We start from the raw sequence: 15,913 nt of genomic DNA on the forward strand, positions 1-15,913 counted from the left end.
CCGTTCCCTGAGCAGGCTGCCGATGAACCCGCTGACGGCGCCCACCCCCAGCCCCGCGCTCACCAGTCCGGTGCGGCTCGTCAATCGCATGGCTCCTGCCTTGCTCTCCGAGGTGCTGCCGGGTGGATGCGCCATACCCGAACGCATCGTATCCATGAAGCGATTCCGCCGATACCGCCAAAAAGCAAAGGGCGGACCGTGTTCCGGTAGACACCGGACACGGCCCGCCCCTGGTCGCTCGGACGGCTCTCGGCCTGACCTCGGAGGGTCAGCCCTCGGCCTCCACGGAGTCGTCGTCCGTCAGGCTCGGCTGCAGCACGGGCCCTTCCCCGGGAGCGAGGGTGCCCAGGATGCGCTCGAGGTCCTCCATCGAGGCGAACTCGACGGTGATCTTGCCCTTCTTCTGCCCGAGGTCGACCTTCACGCGCGTCTCGAAGCGATCCGACAGACGCGTCGCCAGTTCTGTCAGAGCCGGGGAGACCAGGGCTCCCGCGCGCGGACCCTTGGACCGCTGAGCCTTCTGGGGCCGTGAACCCATCAGGGTCACGATCTCCTCGACCGCCCGCACCGACAGCCCCTCGGCCACGATGCGGTGGGCCAGCCGGTCCTGATCCTCGGAGTCCTCGACGGACAGCAGCGCCCGCGCGTGCCCGGCGGACAGCACACCGGCGGCCACCCGGCGCTGGACGGTGGGCGACAGCTTCAGCAGACGCAGGGTGTTGGACACCTGAGGCCGGGAGCGGCCGATGCGGTCCGCCAGCTGGTCGTGCGTGCAGTTGAAGTCCTTGAGCAACTGGTCGTAGGCGGCGGCCTCTTCCAGCGGATTCAGCTGGGCGCGGTGCAGGTTCTCCAGCAGCGCGTCCAGGAGGAGCTTCTCGTCGTCCGTGGCCCGCACGATCGCCGGGATCGCCTCGAGTCCCGCCTCATGGCAGGCACGCCACCGGCGCTCGCCCATGATGAGCTCATAGCGCTCTGGCCCCACCTGCCGCACGACGACCGGCTGGAGGAGGCCGACCTCCTTGATGGAGGTGATGAGCTCGGACAGGGCGTCCTCGTCGAACACCTCCCGCGGCTGCCGCGGGTTCGGCGTGATGGCGTCGAGCGGGATCTCGGCGAAGTGCGCGCCCATGGGCGGCGCGGGCACGGCCGCGGCGCTCTGGGCCGGCGCCTCTTCCGTTTCACGTGAAACAGCCGACAGGGTCGCCAAGTTCGCGGCGCCCCCGCTTCGACCGCCGGGCAGACCCGGCACCGCCGCCGGAGACGTGGAAGCAGTACCCCCCACCGCCGGGGGCGTCACCGTCTTCTCCGCCGGCCCAGGGATCAGTGCGCCTAGACCACGACCCAGCCCCCTCCGTCGCTCGCTCACTGGATGCCCTCCACCATGCTCGGATCGTTCTGCTGTGCGCCGATGTGGGCCCCCGCCGCGTCATAGCTGACGCCGACGCCCCTCAACGCGATCTCTCGTGCCGCCTCGAAGTAGGAGAGGGCACCGCTCGATCCAGGATCGTAGGTCAGCACCGTCTGCCCATAGCTCGGCGCCTCCGAGATACGGACGGAGCGAGGAATGCTCGTCCGCAGTACCTCGTCGCCGAAGTGGGTGCGCACCTCGTCCGCGACCTGCGACGCGAGGCGCGTCCGGCCGTCGTACATGGTGAGCAGGATCGTCGATACGTGCAGGGTGGGGTTGAGGTGGCCCCGCACCAGATCGACGTTGCGCAGCAGCTGTCCCAGGCCCTCCAGCGCGTAGTACTCGCACTGAATCGGGATCAGGACCTCCTGGCCGGCCACCAACGCGTTGACCGTCAGCAGGCCGAGCGAGGGCGGGCAGTCGATGAGGATGTAGTCCAGCGGCTGCTCATACGCCTGGATCGCCCGCTGCAGCCGGCTTTCCCGCGCCACCAGCGACACCAGCTCGATCTCCGCACCGGCGAGATCGATCGTGGCGGGTGCGCAGAAGAGCCCCTCGACGTCGGGGACCGGCTGGACGACTTCCGCCAGCGGCTTGCTCTCCACCAGGACGTCGTAGATGGAGGGGACGTCGGCGTGGTGGTCGATGCCCAGGGCGGTGGACGCGTTGCCCTGGGGGTCGAGGTCGATCACCAGGACACGACTGCCGTGCAGAGCGAGCGACGCGGCAAGGTTGACGGTGGTCGTCGTCTTGCCGACACCGCCCTTCTGGTTGGCGACCACGATGACGCGGGTCTGCTCGGGCCGTGGCAGGCCTTCGCCGGCTCGCCCCAGAGCCTCCACCGCCAGTTGGGCAGCGCGACCGATGGGAGTGTCGTCCATCGGAGGCGGTGTTTCACGTGAAACATCCGCTCCCGTCGATTCGGTACGGGGACCGGGGACCGGATCGGTCATCGGTCCCGCGATGTTGGCGTCGGACCGCAAGGATTCACTCTCCTCGACTTCAGGCTCGCTATGAACAGAGCCTCCCATGCCTTCGGGGTCGTGAACCAGTGAGCCCTGGCGTTCTGTGGAGAAATCCACCTCTGTGGACAACTCCGCGCCCGCGGAGGAGGCCCGTGTCTCATCGGAACCGGGAGCCTCTCCGAGAGAACCGAGGGGCTTCCGGTCACGGGGTTCGGCCGCGGCGCGGCCCCGACTGATGATGCCGTGCAGCAGTGAGCGACGTTTCACGTGAAACACGATGCACAGCAGCCGGGGCGGTACTGCCGCGACACTCCGGCATGCATGGGTTTGGCAGCTTGTGTGGAGTACGTCCAACCCTCAGCGCCGTCGTCGCGCCCGTCCCGTGCGGGCGGCCTTGGCGCGCTTCGCGGCGAACCGCACACCGCCCGGGCTCTCCCCGACCTCGACCCGTACCACCGTGGACATCGGGTCCACCACGCCCTCGCCCACATGCACGATCGATGTCTCCACGGCGCCGAGCTTGCTCAACGCCGTCGCCGCGCTCTTCAGTTCCTCCTCGGCGGTGTCGCCCTTGAGGGCCAGCATCTCGCCGTAAGGACGCAGCAGGGGGATGCCCCAGGTGGCGAGGCGGTCCAGCGGAGCCACGGCGCGCGCGGTCACCACGTGCACCGGGGTCAGCTTGCCCATGACCTCCTCGGCCCGGCCGCGGACGACCGTCACATGATCCAGGCCGAGCAGCTCCACGACCTCGGTGAGGAAGTTGGTGCGCCGGAGCAGCGGCTCCAGCAGAGTGATCTTGAGGTCCTCCCGGACCAGCGCCAGGGGGATGCCCGGCAGACCGGCCCCCGATCCCACATCGCACACCGTCACGCCCTCGGGCACGACCTCCGAGAGCACCGCGCAGTTCAGCAGATGCCGCTCCCACAGGCGGGGCACCTCACGCGGGCCGATCAGGCCGCGCTGCACACCCGCCTCCGCGAGCAGCTCCGCGTACCGGACCGCGTCCTCGAAGCGATTGCCGAACACCTCGCGTGCCTGCTCGGGCGCGGGGGGAAGCTCCGCTGCCTCCGTCACGGGGGACCGTCCTTCCGTACCGTGCCGGCACGGGGCGCCGACACCAGAACCACAGAACTATCAGGCTGACAAAATTCGGCCCCGTCTGCGCACAGACGGGGCCGATGGAACGTAGTGGCCGATCAGGCGGGAAGCACGACGACGAAGCGCTGCGGCTCCTCGCCCTCGGACTCGCTGCGCAGGCCGGCCGCCTTGACCGCGTCGTGCACGACCTTGCGCTCGAACGGCGTCATCGGGTCCAGCTTCACGGCCTCGCCGCTGCTCTTGGCCTCGGCGGCGGCCTTGGCGCCCAGCTCGGACAGCTCGGACCGCTTCTTGGCGCGGTAGCCGTCGATGTCGAGCATGAGGCGGCTGCGGTCGCCGGTCTCCCGGTGCACGGCCAGCCGCGTGAGCTCCTGGAGGGCTTCCAGGACCTCACCGTCACGACCGACCAGCTTCTGCAGATCACGGGTGCCCGCGTCGCTGATGATCGAGACGGAGGCCCGGTCGGCCTCGACGTCCATGTCGATGTCACCGTCGAGGTCGGCGATGTCGAGCAGACCCTCCAGGTAGTCCGCGGCGATCTCGCCCTCCTGCTCGAGGCGGCTGAGGGTGTCTGTGCCCTCGCCAGCGGCGGCGGTGGTGCCTTCCGTCACGGGATGGACTCCTTCTTACTTCTTGGACGAGGACTTGGGCCGCTGCGGGCCCTTGCGCTGCCCGGACTGGGCCCTGCTGCGGGTGCTGCCGGCGGGCTTGGCGCCGCCCTTCTTGGCGGGGGCCGCGGGCTTGCCGTCGTCCTCGGGCTCGTCGTCGGACTTGGTCAGCGAGGTGGGTTCACCGGCTGCCTTGGCCGGACCGGTCTGGCGCTGGGACTTGGACTGCCGCTTGGGCTGCTGCCGCTTGGGAGCGGCCCCGGTGCCCGGCGTACCGTCATCGGACTGGGCGGCGGCGGTGCCCTCGCTCTTGATCACCATGCCGTCGGCCTGAGCCGCGAGCCCCGCCTTGTTCAGACCGTTGATGAACTTCCGCTCGTACTCGTTGCGATCCCGGCCCTTGGCGACGATGGCCTTGACGATGGCCCGCTCACGACGGTTGCGGGTCTTGCCCTGGTGGGTGACGTGCTTGGTGAGGCGCTCCAGGTAGGCGGCCTGGGCCTTGGAACCCGGCGTGGGGTTGTTGTGGATGACGTACATCTGCTGGCCCATGGTCCACACGTTGGTGGTCAGCCAGTAGACGAGGACACCGACCGGGAAGTTGATGCCGAAGACGGCGAAGATGACGGGGAAGACGTACATCAGCATCTTCTGCTGCTGCATGAACGGCGTCTTCACCGTGGTGTCGACGTTCTTCGTCATCAGCTGGCGCTGCGTGTAGAACTGCGACAGCGACATCAGCACGATCATGATGGCCGTGACGACGCGGACGTCGGTCAGCGAGGAGTTGAGCGCCTCGACCTTGGCCGAGCTGTCCGTGAACTTCGCCGCGAGCGGGGCGCCGAAGATGTGCGCCTTCTGGGCGCTCTCCAGCAGCCGGGTGTTGATCACGCCGATGGTGTCGTTCGACGCGATGCTGTTGAGCACGTGGTACAGGGCGAAGAAGAACGGCGACTGGGCCAGGATGGGAAGACACGAGGAGAGCGGGTTGGTGCCCGTCTCCTTGTAGAGCTTCATCATCTCTTCGGACTGGCGCTGCTTGTCGTTCTTGTAGCGCTCCTGGATCTTCTTCATCTCCGGCTGGAGAGTCTGCATCGCGCGCGTGGCCTTGATCTGCTTCACGAAGAGCGGGATCAGGCAGATGCGGATCAGGATCACCAGGGACACGATGGACAGGCCCCAGGCCCATCCGGTGTCAGGGCCGAAGACGGCGCCGTACACGCTGTGGAACTGGACGATGACCCAGGAGACAGGGGTTGTGATGAAGCTGAAGAGGCTGGCAATCGTGTCCACTAATCATGCTCCTTGGGCATGGGACGGGGTCTCTGCGGCCGGGCTCGGGGGACTTGTCTGACCTGTGGGAGAGGTCTGTCCCTCGGTGGCCGGTTCGGCGGCGGAGGTCCCGCCCCTGCGTGCACGCCAGGCGTTACGCAGCATTTCGTGCCACCGCGGACGCTTGCGCGGCGGAACATGGTCCACACCGCCCAGCGACCACGGATTGCACCGCAGGATGCGCCAGGCCGTGAGTGCTGTGCCCTTGATGGCACCGTGCCGGTCGATGGCCGTGTACCCGTAGTGGGAGCACGACGGGTAGTACTTGCACACCGGCCCCAGCAGCGGACTGATCGTCCACTGGTAGATCTTGATCAGGGCAAGCAGTGGGTACTTCATCGCGCGCCCCCTCCCAGCAGCCGCCGCAGGGCGGCGTCCAGGTCTCGGGCCAGCTGTGCATGGTCGGCGTCACCCGCACCGGGCAGCGCTCGTACGACTACCAGGCTACCGGGGGGCAGCCGGTCGACTCGCTGGCGCATCAGATGGCGAAGCCTGCGCTTCACCTTGTTGCGCACCACCGCACCACCCACGGCCTTGCTCACGACGAAACCCGCACGCGACGGGGGAGCGCTCTCCCCAGGCGCATGCGGGTCCGTGGCACCGCTACGAAGGTGGACGACGAGATGCCGGTTCCCAGCCCGGCGACCCCGTCGTACCGCGGTCGCGAAGTCCTCGCGCCGCCTCAGCCGGTTCTCGGTGGGCAGCACGACGTCATGACCCGATTGGGATCAGGCGGACAGACGGGCGCGACCCTTGCTGCGGCGGGACGCGAGAATCGCGCGGCCGGCACGGGTGCGCATACGCAGCCGGAAGCCGTGGGTCTTGGCGCGGCGACGGTTGTTCGGCTGGAAGGTGCGCTTGCTCACTCGGGGGCTCCAGAAAGACTCGGTGTTTGCGGGGTGCCGTCTTGGCTGTCACCGTGCGCCCACGAGTAGCTCGCGTTACGCCCGAGTGCACCGCTGACCGATCAACTTGCGCGATCTGTGCCCATCGGAGGCAGGCGGCAGCAGCCATCGACAACTCGACCTGTTTACGGTACGCGCGGCTGCGCCATTCGGTCAAACCGGCGACGGCCGGGGGACACTTGTCCACAGCCTGGGGACAACAACTTGAACCGTACCGGCCGCGCTGACTACCGTGACTGGACTCCGATTCGTTCCCTTGACCCTTCACCACCCGATTTACATCCCGACCCGTCCTTCGCTTCACACGATCGAGGGACCTGTGAGAGAGCGTGCCCTGTGGCTGACGTACCTGCCGATCTTGCCGCAGTGTGGCCACGCGTCCTGGAGCAACTCCTCGGCGAAGGCCGCGGGCAGGGAGTCGAGGGCAAGGACGAACACTGGATCCGGCGCTGCCAGCCCCTGGCACTCGTCGCCGACACGGCCCTGCTCGCCGTGCCCAACGAATTCGCCAAGGGCGTGCTCGAGGGCCGCCTCGCGCCCGTCGTCAGCGAGACCCTGAGCCGGGAGTGCGGCCGCCCGATCCGCATCGCGATTACCGTCGACGACACCGTCGGCGAGCCCTCGCCACCGCCGGTGCCGCGTCCCCAGCCGCGCTACGAGGAGCCCGAGCTCCCGCCCGGCCGCCAGGACCGCCCCGACCGCCCCGACCGCCTTGAGCGGCAGGACCGGCAGGACCGGCAGGACCGCGAGCCCTACGAGACGTACGACGGCTACGACGGCTACGGCCGCCGCCGCGCCGACCAGCACTCCGGCGACCAGCTCCCCACCGCGCGCCCCGCCTACCCGTCGGAGTACCAGCGCCCGGAGCCCGGCTCCTGGCCGCGGCCGGGGCAGGAGGAGTACGGCTGGCAGCAGCAGCGCCTCGGCTTCCCCGAGCGTGACCCGTACGCCTCGCCCCCGCAGGACGGCGCCTACGGCTCCCCGGACTCGTACGGCTCCCAGGACGGCTACGGCGGCCCGCCCGCGCAGGACTACCGCCCGCAGCCCATGGACCGCCCGCCGTACGACCAGCAGCGCTCCGACTACGAGCCGTCGCGCGGCGACTACGACCAGCGCGACGCCCGGCGCCGCGAGCTGCCCGAACCGCCCCCCGGCTCCGGGCACGTCCACCGCGGCGGCCCGGTGGGCCCGAACCTGCCCACCACCGGCGCGCCCGGCCCGCTGGCCGCGCAGCCGGCGCCGGCGACCGGCCCCGGTGAGCCGACCGCGCGGCTGAACCCGAAGTACCTCTTCGACACCTTCGTCATCGGCGCGTCCAACCGCTTCGCGCACGCGGCCGCGGTCGCCGTCGCCGAGGCGCCGGCGAAGGCGTACAACCCGCTGTTCATCTACGGGGAGTCGGGGCTCGGCAAGACACACCTGCTGCACGCGATCGGGCACTACGCGCGAAGCCTCTACCCCGGCACCCGGGTGCGGTACGTGAGCTCCGAGGAGTTCACCAACGAGTTCATCAACTCCATCCGCGACGGCAAGGGCGACAGCTTCCGCAAGCGGTACCGCGAGATGGACATCCTGCTCGTCGACGACATCCAGTTCCTGGCGGACAAGGAGTCGACGCAGGAGGAGTTCTTCCACACCTTCAACACGCTCCACAACGCCAACAAGCAGATCGTGCTCTCCAGCGACCGGCCGCCCAAGCAGCTGGTCACGCTGGAGGACCGGCTGCGGAACCGTTTCGAGTGGGGCCTGATCACCGACGTCCAGCCGCCGGAGCTGGAGACGCGCATCGCGATCCTGCGCAAGAAGGCGGTGCAGGAGCAGCTGAACGCCCCGCCGGAGGTGCTGGAGTTCATCGCCTCCCGGATCTCGCGGAACATCCGTGAGCTGGAGGGCGCGCTGATCCGGGTGACGGCGTTCGCCTCGCTCAACCGGCAGCCGGTGGACCTGGGCCTCACGGAGATCGTCCTCAAGGACCTGATGCCCGGCGGTGACGACTCGACGCCGGAGATCACCTCGACGGCCATCATGGGCGCCACGGCGGACTACTTCGGCCTCACGGTCGAGGACCTGTGCGGCAGCTCCCGGGGCCGCCAGCTGGTCACGGCCCGCCAGATCGCCATGTACCTGTGCCGCGAGCTGACGGACCTCTCCCTGCCGAAGATCGGCGCGCTGTTCGGCGGCCGGGACCACACCACGGTGATGCACGCCGACCGCAAGATCCGCAATCTGATGGCCGAGCGGCGCTCCATCTACAACCAGGTCACGGAGCTCACCAACCGCATCAAGGCCGGCTGAGCGGCCCACCGCCGGACGACTTGGGTCGAGGGCGCCCCCGGAGCGATCCGGGGGCGCCCTTCTTCGTGTCCCGCCCCGAGCCCTCTCGAGCCTCCCGAGCCCCCTTGAGGGGCCCCGGAGGCCCGCGGCGACCCACGGTCGGCCGCCGGCCGACCGCCGGCCGGCCTCCCCGGCGCACCCGCTCTGTTCGATTCCGGGACGGGGTTACGGCCTTCCTCCACAGATTCGGCGACTTTTTCCCGTCCACATCCTGGGGACCGGGAAGTTGTCCCGATTCTTTCCACAGGCACGCCTGTTGAGGGATCATCAGGCCAGGTCAACCGGCTGTGGAAACGTGGACGAACGATCTCCACAGACTGTGGACAAAGCGCGGGCCGCTCAGCCGCGTGTCGCGTTGTCCACGGGCAACCCACAGGCTGAGGGCGGTTGTCCCCAGCGATCACCCACTTCTCCACATGGCTGTCCACTGTTCGGCAACGCGACGCGCCCTCTCACCGTCCCGAGTGAAAGGCGTCACACCGGGCTGCCGCGAGGGGCTGTGGGAAAGGCCCGCAAACCTGGGGACGGACCTGGGGAGAACTCGCCCCTCCCTGTGCACGCGATGTGCAGAACTTTCTGTTCTCCACAGAGAGGCCCGGTTGTCCACTGCCTCCGCCCACAGGGGCGGTGGACAAAATATCGGTGCTGACCTGCGCAAACGAGGTTATCCACGGTATCCACAGGCCCTACTACTACTCCCAACTAGAGAGAGCGAGGAATCCGTTTCGAAGGAGGCCCTGTGCACAACTCGGTGTCTCGGCCCCAACTGCCACCCGGCACGACTTGACCCCGAGGGGCACCTACTGTCAGTGCGGTGCGTCAGACTGGTCCCCGGTGTCCTTCCCGTCACAGGGGCCGACGACACCGAGTCAGACGACGGAAGCCAGGCAGGGCGAGAAGCGCCGGCAACAGCAGGAGGCGGCAACAGTGAAGATCCGGGTGGAACGCGACGTACTCGCGGAGGCAGTGGCCTGGGCGGCTCGCAGCCTTCCGGCCCGTCCGCCGGCCCCTGTCCTCGCCGGCCTGCTCCTGAAGGCCGAGGACGGCAAGCTGAGCCTGTCGAGCTTCGACTACGAGGTCTCCGCGAGGGTGTCGGTGGACGCCGAGACCGAGGAGGAGGGCACCGTCCTCGTCTCCGGCCGTCTGCTGGCCGACATCTCGCGCGCCCTCCCCAACCGGCCGGTGGAGATTTCCACAGACGGTGTACGGGCGACGGTGGTGTGCGGCTCCTCGCGGTTCACACTCCACACCCTGCCTGTGGAGGAGTACCCGGCCCTGCCTCAGATGCCGAACGCGACGGGCACGGTCCCCGGCGAGGTCTTCGCCTCCGCGGTGCAGCAGGTCGCCATCGCGGCAGGCCGCGACGACACGCTGCCGGTCCTCACCGGTGTGCGCATCGAGATCGAGGGCGACACCGTCACGCTGGCCTCCACCGACCGCTACCGCTTCGCGGTCCGCGAGTTCCTGTGGAAGCCGGAGAACCCCGATGTCTCCGCGGTCGCCCTGGTGCCCGCCAAGACCCTCCAGGACACCGCCAAGGCGCTGACCAGCGGTGACCAGGTCATCCTGGCGCTGTCCGGCTCGGGCGCGGGCGAGGGCCTGATCGGTTTCGAGGGTGCCGGCCGCCGTACCACCACGCGGCTGCTGGAGGGCGACCTCCCGAAGTACCGCACGCTGTTCCCGACCGAGTTCAACAGCGTCGCCGTGATCGAGACCGCCCCCTTCGTGGAGGCCGTCAAGCGCGTGGCCCTGGTCGCCGAGCGCAACACCCCGGTGCGGCTGAGCTTCGAGCAGGGCGTGCTCATCCTGGAGGCCGGTTCCAGCGACGACGCACAGGCTGTGGAAAGGGTCGACGCCCAGCTGGAGGGCGACGACATCTCGATCGCCTTCAACCCGACGTTCCTGCTGGACGGGCTGAGCGCCATCGACTCCCCCGTGGCCCAGCTGTCCTTCACCACGTCCACCAAGCCGGCGCTGCTCAGCGGCCGCCCGGCGGTGGACGCGGAGGCGGACGACGCCTACAAGTACCTGATCATGCCGGTGCGGCTCAGCGGCTGACCGCCGTCCTGGGGTGAATCCGCAGGTGAGGGCGTGCGCATGAGCGCGTATGCCCACAGATGTGCGCGGGCGTCCGGGTTTAGGCTCGGACGCCGGCACGTACGTGCCGTCACGCCACGTCGCATACCTAAGGAACACAACTGATGGAGCTCGGTCTCGTCGGCCTCGGCAAGATGGGCGGCAACATGCGCGAGCGGATTCGCCGCGCGGGTCACACCGTCTTCGGATACGACCGCAACCCGGACCTCGCCGACGTCCACAGCCTGCAGGAGCTTGTGGGCAAGCTCAGCGGCCCGCGTGTGGTGTGGGTGATGGTTCCGGCGGGCGGGCCGACCCAGTCCACCGTCGACGAGCTCGCCGAGCTGCTCGAGCCGGGTGACGTCGTGGTGGACGGCGGCAACTCCCGCTGGACGGACGACGAAAAGCACGCCGAGCAGCTGGCGGCCAAGGGCATCGGCTTCGTCGACTGCGGCGTCTCCGGCGGTGTCTGGGGCCTGGAGAACGGCTACGCGCTGATGTACGGCGGCGACAAGGAGAACGTCGCCAAGGTGCAGCCGATATTCGACGCCCTCCGGCCGGAGGGCGACTTCGGCTCGGTGCACGCGGGCAAGGTCGGCGCGGGCCACTTCGCGAAGATGGTCCACAACGGCATCGAGTACGCCATGATGCAGGCCTACGCCGAGGGCTGGGAGCTGCTGGAGAAGGTCGACTCGGTGACCGACGTCCGGGAGGTGTTCCGCTCCTGGCAGGAGGGCACCGTCATCCGCTCCTGGCTGCTCGACCTCGCGGTCAACGCCCTCGACGAGGACGAGCACTTGGACGGGCTCCGGGGTTATGCACAGGACTCCGGTGAGGGACGCTGGACTGTGGAGGCCGCCATCGACAACGCGGTCCCGCTGCCGGCGATCACCGCCTCGCTGTTCGCGCGGTTCGCCTCCCGTCAGGAGGACTCGCCGCAGATGAAGATGATCGCGGCGCTGCGGAACCAGTTCGGCGGCCACGCGGTCGAGAAGAAGTAATCCACAGGGAGGTCGGCGGAACGACCATGCACGTCACGCATCTGTCGCTGGCCGACTTCCGGTCCTATCCCCGGGTCGAGGTCCCGCTCGGCCCGGGGGTGACGGCCTTCGTCGGGCCCAACGGGCAGGGCAAGACGAACCTGGTCGAGGCGGTCGGCTATCTCGCCACCCTCGGCAGCCACCGCGTCTCCTCCGACGCGCCCCTGGTCCGCATGGGCGCCGACCGCGCGATCGTCCGGGCCCAGGTCCGGCAGGGCGAGCGGCAGCAGTTGGTCGAGCTGGAGCTGAACCCGGGCCGCGCCAACCGCGCCCGCATCAACAGGTCCTCGCAGGTCAGGCCGAGGGACGTGCTGGGCATCGTGCGCACGGTGCTGTTCGCGCCGGAGGACCTCGCCCTGATCAAGGGCGACCCCGGTGAGCGGCGCCGGTTCCTGGACGAGCTGATCACCGCGCGCTCCCCGCGCATGGCCGGTGTGCGGTCGGACTACGACCGGGTGCTCAAGCAGCGCAACACCCTGCTGAAGTCGGCCGCGCTGGCCCGCCGGCACGGCGGCCGCACCCTGGACCTGTCCACCCTCGACGTCTGGGACCAGCACCTCGCGCACGCGGGCGCCGAGCTGCTGGCGCGGCGGCTCGACCTGATCGGCGCGCTCCAGCCGCTGGCCGACAAGGCGTACGAGCAGCTCGCGCCCGGCGGGGGGCCGCTCACCCTGGAGTACAAGCCGTCCGCGCCCGGCGAGGCCGACACCCGCGAGGACCTGTTCGAGCAGCTGATGGCGGCCCTGGCGGAGGCGCGCAAGCAGGAGATCGAGCGGGGCGTCACCCTGGTCGGCCCGCACCGCGACGACCTGCTGCTCAAGCTGGGCCGGCTGCCCGCCAAGGGCTACGCCTCCCACGGCGAGTCCTGGTCGTACGCGCTGGCGCTGCGGCTGGCCTCCTACGACCTGCTGCGCGCCGAGGGCAACGAGCCGGTCCTGGTGCTCGACGACGTCTTCGCCGAGCTGGACACGCGGCGCCGCGAGCGCCTGGCCGAGCTGGTCGCCCCGGGCGAGCAGGTGCTGGTCACCGCGGCCGTGGACGACGACGTACCCCATGTGCTGGCGGGTACGCGGTTCACCGTGGCCGAGGGGACGGTGGAGCGCGTATGAGCGAGCGGGACTCGACGGGAGGCGGCGCCGGGAAGGCCCCCGAGCCCTCCGGTGTCGATCTCGCGCGGGTGGCGCTGCGCGCGGCCAGGGAAGCGGCTCGCGCGCGCGGGGACGCGGCCCAGCAGCGGAAGCAGGCGCGGCGCGGTGGACTGCGGTCCGGAGCGCGGGCCGACCGGCGTGACCCGATGGCGCTCGGCTCGGCGATCAGCCGACTGCTCACCGAGCGCGGCTGGGAGGCCCCGGCCGCCGTGGGCGGGGTGATGGGGCGCTGGCCGGAGATCGTCGGCGAGGACGTGGCCAAGCACTGCGAGCCGGAACGGTACGACGAGGGCGAGCGGGTGCTGGTGGTGCGCTGCGACTCCACGGCGTGGGCGACGAATCTGCGCCTGCTCGCGCCGACCCTGGTCGCGCGTCTCAACGAGGACCTCGGGCACGGCACGGTGCGGCTGATCAAGGTCGTCGGCCCCGGCGGCCCGGCCCGTCGTTTCGGGCCGCTGCGGGCTCCCGGAAGCGTGGGTCCCGGCGACACATACGGGTGAGACGCGCCCCGTTTTCCGCCCGTGAGCCCCACGTGATGGACATCACAGCACGTCTCTCAGCAGGGCGGTCGGGTGTCCGGCGACCGGTGCGCCGGACGCCCGTACAGGGTGGCGAATCGCCACCTGACTCCTAAGTAGCCAAGGGTTGACGGCCGGAAGCGCTGAGTGGCCTCGTGGGGCTCTCGGGGACCCCATCCGCATATCGGGAGTCGGACGAGACCGGTTGAGGGCGGCACATGCGAACCCAGGTACCGGCAAACCCCCATCGATGTCAGTGCTACCGGTAGACTGGAAGACAATCCCGCCCCGACCGTGGGGACTGCCCGGGAAAAGCTGAGCAACGCTGATCAAGGCTTACCAACGCAACATGCCGCAGCCGCTCCGGCAACCTGCCGCCGAGCCCGGCTCGTGCTGTGCCAGAAAGGGCGCTTCGTGGCCGATTCCGGCAACCCCAACGAGAACATCCCGTCCACCGACGCCGGCGTGAACAGCGCGGCGGCCACCTCGGGCAGCGAGGGCACCGCCTCGTACGACGCCAGTGCCATCACCGTCCTCGAGGGTCTGGACGCGGTCCGCAAGCGACCCGGTATGTACATCGGCTCGACCGGTGAGCGAGGACTGCACCACCTGGTGCAGGAGGTCGTCGACAACTCCGTCGACGAGGCGCTGGCCGGTCACGCGGACACGATCGACGTGACGATCCTCGCCGACGGCGGCGTCCGGGTCGTCGACAACGGCCGCGGCATCCCGGTGGGCATCGTCCCGTCCGAGGGCAAGCCCGCCGTCGAGGTCGTGCTGACCGTGCTGCACGCGGGCGGCAAGTTCGGCGGCGGCGGTTACGCGGTCTCCGGCGGTCTGCACGGCGTGGGCGTCTCCGTCGTCAACGCCCTCTCCACCAGGGTCGCCGTGGAGGTCAAAACCGACGGCCACCGCTGGACGCAGGAGTACAAGCTGGGCGTCCCCACGGCGCCGCTCGCCCGGCACGAGGCCACCGAGGAGACCGGCACGTCGGTCACCTTCTGGGCCGACGGCGACATCTTCGAGACCACCGACTACTCCTTCGAGACGCTCTCCCGGCGCTTCCAGGAGATGGCCTTCCTCAACAAGGGCCTGAAGATCAACCTCACCGACGAGCGCGAGTCGGCGAAGGCCACCGCCGGTGCGGACGAGGCGGGTGAGGACGAGAAGCACGAGGTCAAGAGCGTCTCGTACCACTACGAGGGCGGCATCGTCGACTTCGTGAAGTACCTCAACTCCCGCAAGGGAGAGCTGGTGCACCCCACCGTGATCGACCTCGAGGCCGAGGACAGGGACAGGCACCTGTCCCTCGAGGTCGCCATGCAGTGGAACGGCGGCTACACCGAGGGCGTGTACTCGTTCGCCAACATCATCCACACCCACGAGGGCGGTACGCACGAGGAGGGCTTCCGCGCGGCGCTCACCTCCCTCATCAACAAGTACGCGCGCGACAAGAAGCTGCTGCGCGACAAGGACGACAACCTCACGGGTGACGACATCCGCGAGGGTCTGACCGCGATCATCTCGGTCAAGCTGGCCGAGCCGCAGTTCGAGGGCCAGACCAAGACCAAGCTGGGCAACACCGAGGTGAAGACCTTCGTGCAGAAGGTCGTCTACGAGCACCTCAACGACTGGCTGGACCGCAACCCCAACGAGGCCGCGGACATCATCCGCAAGGGCATCGCGGCGGCCACCGCGCGGGTGGCGGCCCGCAAGGCGCGCGACCTGACCCGCCGCAAGGGCCTGCTGGAGTCGGCCTCCCTGCCGGGCAAGCTGTCCGACTGCCAGTCGAACGACCCCGTCAAGTGCGAGATCTTCATCGTCGAGGGCGACTCCGCCGGCGGTTCGGCCAAGTCCGGCCGGAACCCGCAGTACCAGGCGATCCTCCCGATCCGCGGAAAGATCCTCAACGTCGAGAAGGCGCGCATCGACCGGATCCTGCAGAACCAGGAGATCCAGGCGATGATCTCCGCGTTCGGCACCGGTGTGCACGAGGACTTCGACATCGAGAGGCTCCGCTATCACAAGATCATCCTGATGGCGGACGCCGACGTCGACGGCCAGCACATCAACACCCTGCTGCTGACCTTCCTGTTCCGCTTCATGCGGCCGCTGGTCGAGGCCGGGCACGTGTTCCTGTCCCGTCCGCCGCTCTACAAGATCAAGTGGGGCAGGGACGACTTCGAGTACGCGTACTCCGACCGGGAGCGCGACGCGCTGATCGAGATGGGCCGCAACGCCGGCAAGCGCATCCGTGAGGACTCCGTCCAGCGCTTCAAGGGCCTCGGCGAGATGAACGCCGAGGAGCTGCGCATCACCACGATGGACCAGGAGCACCGCGTCCTCGGCCAGGTCACCCTGGACGACGCCGCCCAGGCCGACGACCTGTTCTCGGTCCTGATGGGCGAGGACGTCGAGGCCCGCCGCGCGTTCATCCAGCGCAACGCCAAGGACGTCCGGTTCCTCGACATCTGAGTCGGT

At 69.2% G+C, this 15,913-nt stretch carries 14 protein-coding genes; 6 read left to right on the forward strand and 8 right to left on the reverse strand.

Features of this window, described 5'->3' with window-relative positions:
• Positions 1-268: 268 nt before the first annotated feature.
• The 8 genes from CNQ36_RS17510 to rpmH form a co-directional block, all read right to left on the reverse strand.
• On the reverse strand, positions 269-1,366 hold the full coding sequence (locus CNQ36_RS17510) for a ParB/RepB/Spo0J family partition protein (RefSeq protein WP_121546699.1): 1,098 nt from the start codon (positions 1,364-1,366) through the stop codon (positions 269-271).
• On the reverse strand, positions 1,363-2,439 hold the full coding sequence (locus CNQ36_RS17515; protein ID WP_004929211.1) for a ParA family protein: 1,077 nt from the start codon (positions 2,437-2,439) through the stop codon (positions 1,363-1,365). Before CNQ36_RS17515 ends, CNQ36_RS17510 begins: the two co-directional genes overlap by 4 nt.
• 291 nt (positions 2,440-2,730) lie before the next feature.
• Positions 2,731-3,447 (reverse strand): 16S rRNA (guanine(527)-N(7))-methyltransferase RsmG, encoded by a 717-nt coding sequence (gene rsmG / locus CNQ36_RS17520; RefSeq protein ID WP_004929209.1) that lies wholly within the window; start codon positions 3,445-3,447, stop codon positions 2,731-2,733.
• Positions 3,448-3,569: 122 nt separating this feature from the next.
• Positions 3,570-4,082, reverse strand: coding sequence for a Jag family protein (locus CNQ36_RS17525; protein ID WP_121546700.1), 513 nt, complete (start codon positions 4,080-4,082; stop codon positions 3,570-3,572).
• A gap of 15 nt (positions 4,083-4,097) precedes the next feature.
• Positions 4,098-5,372 (reverse strand): membrane protein insertase YidC, encoded by a 1,275-nt coding sequence (yidC, locus tag CNQ36_RS17530; RefSeq protein WP_121546701.1) that lies wholly within the window; start codon positions 5,370-5,372, stop codon positions 4,098-4,100.
• Between the two features lie 3 nt (positions 5,373-5,375).
• Positions 5,376-5,750: a membrane protein insertion efficiency factor YidD gene (yidD, locus tag CNQ36_RS17535; protein WP_121546702.1), complete on the reverse strand. Its 375-nt coding sequence runs from the start codon at positions 5,748-5,750 to the stop codon at positions 5,376-5,378.
• Positions 5,747-6,118: a ribonuclease P protein component gene (gene rnpA / locus CNQ36_RS17540; RefSeq protein ID WP_004929201.1), complete on the reverse strand. Its 372-nt coding sequence runs from the start codon at positions 6,116-6,118 to the stop codon at positions 5,747-5,749. The genes yidD and rnpA overlap by 4 nt, the downstream gene beginning before the upstream one ends.
• Positions 6,119-6,139: 21 nt before the next feature.
• Positions 6,140-6,277, reverse strand: coding sequence for a 50S ribosomal protein L34 (gene rpmH, locus CNQ36_RS17545; RefSeq protein ID WP_003956500.1), 138 nt, complete (start codon positions 6,275-6,277; stop codon positions 6,140-6,142).
• A gap of 375 nt (positions 6,278-6,652) precedes the next feature.
• Here rpmH and dnaA point away from each other — a divergent pair, with 375 nt between their 5' ends.
• From dnaA to gyrB, 6 genes are all read left to right on the forward strand, one after another.
• Positions 6,653-8,611: a chromosomal replication initiator protein DnaA gene (gene dnaA, locus CNQ36_RS17550; protein WP_121546703.1), complete on the forward strand. Its 1,959-nt coding sequence runs from the start codon at positions 6,653-6,655 to the stop codon at positions 8,609-8,611.
• A 966-nt stretch (positions 8,612-9,577) separates the two neighbouring features.
• Positions 9,578-10,708, forward strand: coding sequence for a DNA polymerase III subunit beta (gene dnaN, locus CNQ36_RS17560; protein ID WP_121546705.1), 1,131 nt, complete (start codon positions 9,578-9,580; stop codon positions 10,706-10,708).
• A gap of 143 nt (positions 10,709-10,851) precedes the next feature.
• Positions 10,852-11,727, forward strand: a complete 876-nt coding sequence (gene gnd, locus CNQ36_RS17565) for a phosphogluconate dehydrogenase (NAD(+)-dependent, decarboxylating) (protein ID WP_121546706.1) — start codon at positions 10,852-10,854, stop codon at positions 11,725-11,727.
• Between the two features lie 26 nt (positions 11,728-11,753).
• The gene (gene recF, locus CNQ36_RS17570) at positions 11,754-12,875 is read left to right on the forward strand and encodes a DNA replication/repair protein RecF (RefSeq protein WP_004929183.1); all 1,122 of its coding nucleotides are present in this window, start codon (positions 11,754-11,756) and stop codon (positions 12,873-12,875) included.
• Positions 12,872-13,414, forward strand: coding sequence for a DciA family protein (locus CNQ36_RS17575; protein WP_121546707.1), 543 nt, complete (start codon positions 12,872-12,874; stop codon positions 13,412-13,414). The genes recF and CNQ36_RS17575 overlap by 4 nt, the downstream gene beginning before the upstream one ends.
• A gap of 432 nt (positions 13,415-13,846) precedes the next feature.
• Positions 13,847-15,907, forward strand: coding sequence for a DNA topoisomerase (ATP-hydrolyzing) subunit B (gene gyrB / locus CNQ36_RS17580; protein WP_176117713.1), 2,061 nt, complete (start codon positions 13,847-13,849; stop codon positions 15,905-15,907).
• Positions 15,908-15,913: the final 6 nt, after the last annotated feature.

Source organism: Streptomyces fungicidicus, from assembly GCF_003665435.1.
Lineage (GTDB): Bacteria > Actinomycetota > Actinomycetes > Streptomycetales > Streptomycetaceae > Streptomyces > Streptomyces fungicidicus.

Bases quoted from the DNA above. Each gene is read 5' to 3' on its own strand.
- CNQ36_RS17515 (WP_004929211.1), bottom strand. From the start codon at position 2,439: ATGGGAGGCTCTGTTCATAGCGAGCCTGAAGTCGAGGAGAGTGAATCC.
- yidD (WP_121546702.1), bottom strand. From the start codon at position 5,750: ATGAAGTACCCACTGCTTGCCCTGATCAAGATCTACCAGTGGACGATC.
- gnd (WP_121546706.1), top strand. From the start codon at position 10,852: ATGGAGCTCGGTCTCGTCGGCCTCGGCAAGATGGGCGGCAACATGCGC.
- recF (WP_004929183.1), top strand. From the start codon at position 11,754: ATGCACGTCACGCATCTGTCGCTGGCCGACTTCCGGTCCTATCCCCGG.
- CNQ36_RS17575 (WP_121546707.1), top strand. From the start codon at position 12,872: ATGAGCGAGCGGGACTCGACGGGAGGCGGCGCCGGGAAGGCCCCCGAG.